Source organism: Bartonella sp. TT67HLJMS (genome assembly GCF_042193375.1).
Taxonomy (GTDB): Bacteria; Pseudomonadota; Alphaproteobacteria; order Rhizobiales; family Rhizobiaceae; genus Bartonella; species Bartonella grahamii.
Map to the genome: position 1 here is coordinate 136,667 of NZ_JBHILP010000006.1, position 8,673 is coordinate 145,339.

The 8,673-nt window shown below is 39.0% G+C and carries 6 protein-coding genes; 3 read left to right on the forward strand and 3 right to left on the reverse strand.

Annotated features, from left to right (window positions below; translation table 11 throughout):
* Positions 1–963: 963 nt before the first annotated feature.
* On the reverse strand, positions 964–1,977 hold the full coding sequence (locus ACFIJQ_RS05335; RefSeq protein WP_273788470.1) for a sensor histidine kinase: 1,014 nt from the start codon (positions 1,975–1,977) through the stop codon (positions 964–966).
* Positions 1,978–1,999: 22 nt separating this feature from the next.
* The gene (locus ACFIJQ_RS05340; protein WP_015856822.1) at positions 2,000–2,794 is read right to left on the reverse strand and encodes a response regulator; all 795 of its coding nucleotides are present in this window, start codon (positions 2,792–2,794) and stop codon (positions 2,000–2,002) included.
* Positions 2,795–2,963: 169 nt separating this feature from the next.
* On the opposite strand from ACFIJQ_RS05340, the gene ACFIJQ_RS05345 reads away from it, so the two are divergent.
* From ACFIJQ_RS05345 to ACFIJQ_RS05355, 3 genes are all read left to right on the forward strand, one after another.
* Positions 2,964–3,167: a NepR family anti-sigma factor gene (locus ACFIJQ_RS05345; RefSeq protein WP_015856821.1), complete on the forward strand. Its 204-nt coding sequence runs from the start codon at positions 2,964–2,966 to the stop codon at positions 3,165–3,167.
* Positions 3,168–3,174: 7 nt separating this feature from the next.
* Positions 3,175–3,729: an RNA polymerase sigma factor gene (locus tag ACFIJQ_RS05350; protein ID WP_015856820.1), complete on the forward strand. Its 555-nt coding sequence runs from the start codon at positions 3,175–3,177 to the stop codon at positions 3,727–3,729.
* A gap of 224 nt (positions 3,730–3,953) precedes the next feature.
* Positions 3,954–5,375 (forward strand): sensor histidine kinase, encoded by a 1,422-nt coding sequence (locus ACFIJQ_RS05355; protein ID WP_273788471.1) that lies wholly within the window; start codon positions 3,954–3,956, stop codon positions 5,373–5,375.
* Between the two features lie 881 nt (positions 5,376–6,256).
* On the opposite strand, the gene ACFIJQ_RS05360 is transcribed toward ACFIJQ_RS05355, so the two are convergent.
* Positions 6,257–8,242 (reverse strand): M23 family metallopeptidase, encoded by a 1,986-nt coding sequence (locus tag ACFIJQ_RS05360; protein ID WP_375628935.1) that lies wholly within the window; start codon positions 8,240–8,242, stop codon positions 6,257–6,259.
* Positions 8,243–8,673: the final 431 nt, after the last annotated feature.

An 8,673-nucleotide genomic window follows, 5' to 3' on the forward strand; every position in this document is an offset into this window, starting at 1 on the left:
GTTCCTCCTTTGAGATGTCCGTTCCTCCTTTGAGATGTCCGTTCCTCCTTTGAGATGTCCGTTCCTCCTTTGAGATGTCCGTTCCTCCTTTGAGATGCTAGTTCTATAGTGAATTAATCAAAGTCATTGGCTTGCACGTCATAAAAGGGTGTGTATGGGCTTTGTGGCGGTGAGAAATATTTGAAAAAAGACTAAAATGCCTCTTATGAACGCTCTCAAAGGTCAATGGCTGTTGTAACATGAGGGACAAAGGGTATGATAATGCTCAGCTACTACTTTTATGAAGTGAAAAGAGGTATGAAGGTAAAGAAGGATGGGGAGTAAAAAGGGGCGTGCTTGATGGTTCACTTTACGGGGGCTATTATATTTTATTTACAGACACTGTTTTGAAATGAGCGTGGATGCGCTGGGAAATATTAAAAAAGTGCGTGAATGAAAAACACAAGTGTATTCTGTTTTAGGATGTCCTATTGTATCTGAAGAGGATATCTCCATTAAAGAATGCGATAAATAAAAGCATAAAATATGTAATTTCATCAGTTAATTGTCGTTGTCGTGGATGCTTTAGTCCCGTAAAGCTGAAGAGTGATGATGGATGTTAGCTTTACTCCTTAAAATTTTATATTCTGCCAAAATGGAATTGTATGCGCATTGCGAAAGTTGCACAAAAAGAGATAGGTAATAGGTTCGCTTTTATTTGGCATATAAAAGCTGAAACGGTTTACTCTTCATTGTTTTGGTTTCTCTCTTAAAATATGTGGTTCTATAAGGGATGAAAGTTGATTGACAGCGGAAATGGATTTTATGCGGCTTAAGTTCTCATTGTTAAGGTTGTGGGGAGCTATTGGGGGGCATAGTGGTTGGTTTAAAGAGGCTGGAAAATATCTTTGTGCTTAATAAAATAGATGAGAAATTTTGCTAAAAAAGGGGAAACTCCTCTTGTTTGTTATTTGAAATGCTCTTTTAAGAAAAAATATCAAAATAAGTATCAGGAACAGAGAGGCAATAGATAATTCCTTCTTTTGTCAATTTGAGGGAAGCGGAACCATTTACGGAAATGGGAACGATTTTTTCGAGAACGGCACTACCAAAACAGGCTTTTTTATTGTTTGTGGGAGGGATGCCAGATTCAAAATTTTCATGCCAAGTGATGATAAGTTGCGTTTTACCATTCAGTTTTGTTTCGATTTCACAGCGTACACAGATGCTACCCTTTTCTTGGGAAAGGGCTCCAAAAGAAAGAGAATTTACAATTAGTTCATGAAAAGCCAAACCAATATGCAAAGCGGCATTGGGAAAAAGATAAGGATCTACGCCTTCAAGTGAAAAACGTTCTGTTTCTTTCATAAAATAGCCTAAAGCCTGCGTTTGGACCAATTCGCGAAATTGAGCACCACGCCAATCGGAATCAGTAATCAGATCTTGAGAATGAGAAAGAGAATGAAGACGACCTTGAAATTTGCGTAAGAAAACCTGAAGAGATTCAGTATAGCGGGCGGTTTGGCTGGCAATACTTTGAATGATCGCTAGAAGATTTTTAGAACGGTGACTGACCTCGCGAAGAAGGATTTTAAGCACTTGTTCACGGCGGCGTAAACCGGAAATATTAACACCGGTGGTGATAATACCGATAATGTCTCCGTTATCATTACGATGGCAATCAATAGAAAATTTATACCAAATCTCTTGTTTTTTTGTATCTTCAAAACGTGCTTCAACAGTTTGCATTTTGCCACTCGCTAAAACTTGCAGTTTGATGGTTTCCATATTGTCTGCAAGGTCAAGCGAAAAAAAGTCGCTGTCACGACACCCAACCCGCCATTTATTGTGCAAATGGTGTGGCAAGTTTTCAGCCCATAAATAAACCAGATTTGTTGCCTGATAGAGAACACAAATATCAGCACCACGAATCGCTTGCATGAGCGCACTCATATGAGATCTATCCATGGGAGGCTTTGAAAGAGGCGTAACGATCATAATTTTAAGATGTTACTCTGTTCTAAGCCGCTTTAGAAGCATTCTCTTGAAAAAATAAAGCTTGGGAAATAAGCGCTTTCACCATGTCAGGGTTAAAAGGTTTGGTCACTAAAAAAGTTGGTTCTGGACGCTCGCCGGTCAGCAGCCTTTCGGGAAAAGCCGTGATGAAAATCACCGGTATACGGTCATTTTTCAAAATCTCGTTGACCGCGTCAATCCCTGAACTGTTATCGGCTAATTGAATATCAGCCAAAATCAACCGTGGTTTTTTCTTATGATACATGATGACAGCTTCATCACGCGTGCGCGCTATTCCTACAACATGATGACCTAAGCTTTCTACCATTTGCTCAATATCAAGCGCAATAAGAGGTTCATCTTCAATAATCATTACTTCAGTAGCAATTTGTTGAGAAATATCAATGGATGCTTGGTTGAGAAGCTTACGGAATTCTTTTGTATCCAGATTCATGATTTCGCTGGCTTCTTGTTCATGAAATCCTTCAACGGCAATGAGCAAAAATGCTTGGCGTGCACGGGGCGTGAGATAGGATAATTTGGCACTGGTTTTTTGTTCAAGACCAAATTGGGGCAAGGGTTCAGGGATGTTCGGTGTGGTTTGGTCAAAAAGATGGCAAAAAAGCCAATAGGTACCAATTCGGTCACTGGATGCTTTGGGAAAAATGGAGATATCGGCGATGAGTGCTTCCAACATCGCGGACACATAAGCATCGCCAGAGGATTGGCTACCGGTGACAGAGCGGGCAAAACGCCGAAGATAGGGAAGATGCGGGGCAATGCGCGTTGATAATGACATAATTTATAACTCCTTTGACCTTTCAAGCATTTTGTTGGTTGAAATTCTCAACAGATAAAAAAGTTCCTTGATTTGTATGGAACTTTTTACCGACAGCTATATTTACAACCATAAGGCGAAAAAATTCTTCGCGGTGCTACTGATATTATATGGATTAGGGGGATGAAAAATGAACGACCGTGATGAAAAAAATCTCACCACACAATTTACAGTTGGAGATGATCTTCTCGGGGTCAATAGCGAAATAGCACGGAAGTTACGTCAATTTTACATGGAAATTCAAGAAGAAGCACTGCCACGGTGTTTGCTCGAGCTTTTAGAGAAGTTGGAGCGCGCAGAGCAATTTGGCTTAAACAATGTGGAAAAGGTTTGAATCCTTTATGTCAAAGTGCGCGAAAAACTTTAAACAAGAACTTCTTTTGGTGTTGCCGGCTTTACGAGCTTTTGCTGTTTCTTTAAGTGGTAAGCAGGATAAAGCCGAAGATTTGGTCCAAGATACTGTTATGAAGGCATGGGCTAAGCAAGATAGTTTTGAGATGGGAACCAATCTTAAGGCTTGGCTTTTTACCATTTTGCGCAATGAATTTTACAGTCAAATGCGTAAAAAGGGAAGAGAAGTTCAAGATACCGATGGCGTGTTTACTCAAAATGTCGCTGTTCATCCGGCTCAATATGGATCGCTTGATTTGCAAGATTTCAAAAAAGCCTTAAATTTGCTTTCTGCCGATCAAAGAGAAGCCATTATTCTCATTGGGGCATCGGGTTTTTCTTATGAAGATGCTGCGGCTATTTGTGGTTGTGCTGTTGGAACCATTAAAAGCCGTGTGAGCAGGGCGCGTAATCGGTTACAAGAACTTCTCAAGGTGGATGGTGAGTCTGATTATGGTCCTGATTCTTATTCAGCTGGAAGTACATTGTGTTCATTTAACGGCTAAAAAAGCATAATAATTATGATCGATAGCCTTGTTTTTTTTATTCCCGTTATAGCTATTACAGTAAAGTCAGTATCTGAGGAAATTCAGAGTGTTTGGCGTGTATCCTTAGGAATAAAAGAAAAGCCTGTATAAACTTTCCCACGGGCTTTAAGTTTTATGTTCCATAAGGTTGCCTTCCTTTGTGCTGAAAAATGACGACTTTCAAGTTCGCCAATGGACATTCTATGACAACAAAAACAAATTTGATGCCTCAAATGCCTTCTTCTGATGCAACGATATCACGCTGGCGGTGGGTAGCGATTGTTGTTTCTCTTGTTATGGCTCTTTTGGCATCGGTTTTTATTATGTTGCTTTCAAATGCCGTTGATCGAGAAGTCGCACAGTTGAATACAAGTTCAGAATTGCGTGAACAGGCTGATTTGGTCCTTATTAGCTTGATTGATATGGCTGTTGCTGATCGCAGCTATGCAAAAACGCGCAAGGCGGAAGATAAAATACGTTTTGAAAATGCAGAGCGGGAGTTGGGGGATATTCTCGATTATATCGCACTTATTGTTTATGCGCATCCACAATGGGATGAATGGTTTACGGCTTTTAAAAAAGAGGTTGAAGCACGAAAAGCATTTATGAATGCCCATATGCATGCTCTTGATGCGATTCCTGAACAACCTTCTCATGCTGCCTCTTTTGAAGGATCAAAGATTCCTGTGGCACGTTTAGCTCAATTGATGACAAGCTTTATTAATGGGGATGATGTGGTGCGACAAAAACAGCGTGAGGGGATCGCATTGATGCGGGCTGCTTTGACATTGGCAGCTATTGTTTCTGTTGTGAGTACTTTTATTTCTGCCTATTTTGTTATTAATCGTTTTCATCGTGATGTACGCTCTTTAAAATTGTATCAATTGCTGCTTCATAGCGAAAATATCGCTCTGGAAGCCCGCGTGAAAGAACGGACACAAGAATTAGAAAGAGCACGCAATCACGCTGAAAAAGAACGCCAACGGGTTGAAATATTGTTGCAGGATGCAAGCCATCGCATTGGCAATTCTCTTGGGACGGTGTCTTCTTTGCTGGGGCTCCAGTTAAACCGGAGTAAAAATGAAGAGGTCCGTTCTGTTCTAGGAGCTGCACGTGATCGTATTCAGACAATTTCTACAGCACATCGTCGTTTGCGCTTAAGTGATGATATGGAAACGACTTTTTTGGCAGAGTTTCTCAGTTCTGTTGTGCATGATGTCGAATTGGCAGTCCCTTTTGAATTGCGTGAAAACATCGCCATTCACACAAACTTTAAAGATTGTCGCCTGTCTTCAAGAGATGCGACAACACTTGGAATTATCCTTGGTGAACTGCTGACAAATTCCTTAAAACATGCCTTTCCTGATCAACGTACGGGTCATATTTATATCTCTTTTGGTCCCCAGAAAGATGGACAATTGATGCTCATTGTAGAAGATGATGGCGTGGGAATGAAAAGCCAAACTTTAGAGCAAAAAACAGGACTTGGTCGTGTGGTCGTGGAACAGCTCTGTATGCAATTTGGTGAGAAACCTCTGTTTGAAACTTCTGCTTTAGGAGGCACAAAGATTATCATTCCTTTGCCAAAACTTAGCATGAATAGTTCAAAAAAAAGCTCTGACTGATTTTTTTAAGAGATAAATTCTTTACTCTCTGCTTGTTCGTTTTAATAAAAATGAGAAAAAATATAACTTAGATAACGCGAACACAGCACCATTCATATCAGATTGTCAATTGTCTTCAAGAGAAGCAACATTGCTTCTTTATCTTTTGGTCTCTTTGTTTTTTACTTTGCTGACTCTGATTATCGGCTTTCAAAATTCTCCTGGTTTTGTATGTTTTATAGCTTTGAAGTACTTGAGTTAAAATTTAAATTTATTTTGAATAAAAGCTCCTTTAAACCGATAATACTTATATTAGTAAGCTCTATTTCTTTGTGAAGAGATTGTTTTTTCAAATTTTGTTATTTTTTGTAAGGCATGTAAAACTTTAAATATAAAACTTTAAATATGTGGTGTTTTTGTAAAAGTGTGTAACGAATATTCTTAAGGATAACTTGCTCGTAAAGTTTATGAAACACTGTCCTTTAGGGCTATGAACAGCATAAGCATTCAACAGGTGAAATCTCTTCAACAAGAAGTCGGGTTATTTGTAGAATGATATGGGTTTTAGAATCTTCATCCTTTAGAAAAACTCACCTTTGATTAAAATTTTATTGCATGGAAAACAAAGGGATTTTTATCGTTTTGATAAAACAAACAAGAAGAGTTAGCCTTTTTGGGTTTCATATTTTGCACTTTTCTATCGTGCATAAACATACAAAGGGGAGGGCGTTTTATTTTTAATCATTGTTATGCGACCTTGGGTGGTGGCATATTTCGGCGAATTCTTTATAGATATTTAAAGTGCGGCAATCTCTTTAAGAAAAAAATCTCTTTGAGAAAAATAAGCGCTAAAGCATATTTTTAGATGTTTTGAGTCGTAAAAATGCAGATGCTTTTATGCTTTAAGTTTCTTCGGAGGGGGTTATCGGGCTGTTGATCAAGGCATCAATATTGTTTTTTTCTTGTAGGAATGTTTGTAGGTCTTGATTGGTTAAGGCTTTGCTATCCGGTATACGGATGCGCATGGGGTCAACTTTGACGCCATTGACAATGATTTCAAAATGACAATGGGGACCGGTTGCCATTCCTGTTGTTCCAACATACCCAATGATTTGTCCTTGTCGTACTTTCACGCCTGGTTTGATGTCTGGTGCATAACGGCTTTGGTGTGAATAACTGCTGACATATCCATTGGCATGTTGAATTTCCGTGTGATTTCCATAGCCACCTGTTACGCCTACTCTTGTGACAATACCATCTCCTACAGCAATAATGGGTGATCCTTTAGGAGCAACCCAATCAACTCCCGTATGCATGCGAACATAGCCTAAAATAGGATGTTTGCGTGGACCAAAGGGAGAGCCAAAAATCCCATTTGGTGTGGGTTTGCGCAGCAAGAAAGGCTTTGAACTCCTCCCTTCAGAATCATAATAATCAACGCTTCCATCTTTTAATTGATAACGGTAATATTTATAAGTTGTATTTCCAAAAGTTGCGCTAATATAACGAATTTCTGGATCAGTGTTTTGGGATGCTTCCTTTGCTTTCAAGTTCTTTTTGCCATTTTGGTTTTCTTTATCGCTTTGTGGTACGGCATAAAATATTTCGATTTGATCATTGGGGGTTATCGGACTTTTCATGTCAATATTGGTGGCAAGCAGACGAATAAGACGATGAGAGAGAGATTGTGATATATTATGGCTTAGCAAAGCACGATAGAGTGCATCATAAGCTGTTGGTAATTGCGCGCTATTGATATAAGAATGCGGAATACCATTTTGAAAAGCCGTTTTAAGAGCTTTAGACATTTTAGGCTCTGTGCTTTCAACGAATTGGCCTTTATCATTTAGCGCAATGGTGAGAACATGATACATCCCTTGATAGATACTTGCGCGTACGAGATGATCTTCTTCACCAGCTTGTGTCACGATGCCAATGCGTAAAAGACTTCCCTCTTTAAGGGTATCGGAAAGGTTAATTTTTTCTAGCGTTTTTACGACCTGTTCAATTTGCTTTTTTGTATAACTGGTTTTTTTGAAAGCATCGGCTATCGTTTGTTTTTTACGAATAGGAATAATATCTTCAACATAGTTTTTTGTCAGATCGATACGGTGACTTTGAGGGGAAACGGTTACATTTTCTTGAACAATGCGAACTTCAGGGGATTCTGTACCTTGGGAATCAGTGGATGCATCTTCTAACTTTAAAGGATCAATCAATGTGAGAACTGAAAGAAGTTCGGTACTTTTTTCTAACGTAAACCCAGCTTTTTGCACTTCTTGTTGTGCCTCTTCATCTGTCAGGGTATCGTTGTCATCAAAATCGAATTGATTTACCTTAAAATCATAGCTGCGTAAGGTGATTTTTGTTTCAACCTTTGCTCCATAAATCTGTCCAGAATCTTGTGGTTTGGCGCTTTGATTTTTCGAATCACTGGCAAGAATGCTTAAAGAATCAAATTTTGGATAGCTATATTTCTGGGGGCGCTTTTCGGCTAAAGCCATACGAATCCATTCAAAATGTTGTGTTTGAATAACTTGTTCATCGCCTTTTTTTTGCAGAATCGATAGTTCAAATTGACGCTTGCTGTCAAAGCTTTGTCGTGCATGGGTGGGAGAAATACGATCCCCTTTATACCCATTGGCCTCAGGATCTTGTGTGTGTGAGAGATTTTCTTTTGTAAACCATTGCGGAGGGGTTACCAATCGCTGTTGTTCATCAAGAGCCGTAAAAAGTGCAATACCCATAAGAATGCAGGAAGTGATTCCTGTCAGAACGGTTCCCGTAAGCCAACGGGCCGAAACTTGTCGGCGCGCAGGACGCAAGCGTTTAACGACAAGAGCAGGGTCCTGTCCGGGATCGTTTTTTTGTTGTTCGTTATCCCACATAGATTCTAAGAGTACTTTTTCAATATTAAATAAAGAAAGCTAGCATAGCTTAGCATGTTTCTACAAGAATTTGATTCTTTTTACAAATTACAGATCATACGAATTCTCTTTATACAGTAATGTCTTTATGAATCGTACCTGTGCAGAAAAATTTCCTTATTAAAGTAACATAAAACAAGCGTTATTGTGATTAATCCATTCCTAGGCACTTCCTATTTTTATGCATTGCAATGGGGTGCTATATTTTACTTTAAAGGCGCTATGCTCCCTTTAACTCTTTCTGTTTTCATGTTTTATTTTTATTTTAGTGTAATGTATTGAAATACAACCAGATGTTTGCGCTATTTTATTTTTAAAAAAAGTAAAAAATGATATTGACTCTTTATTTGAAAGAGTACTATATACGACGAGTAACGAGAGCGGTTTCTGCT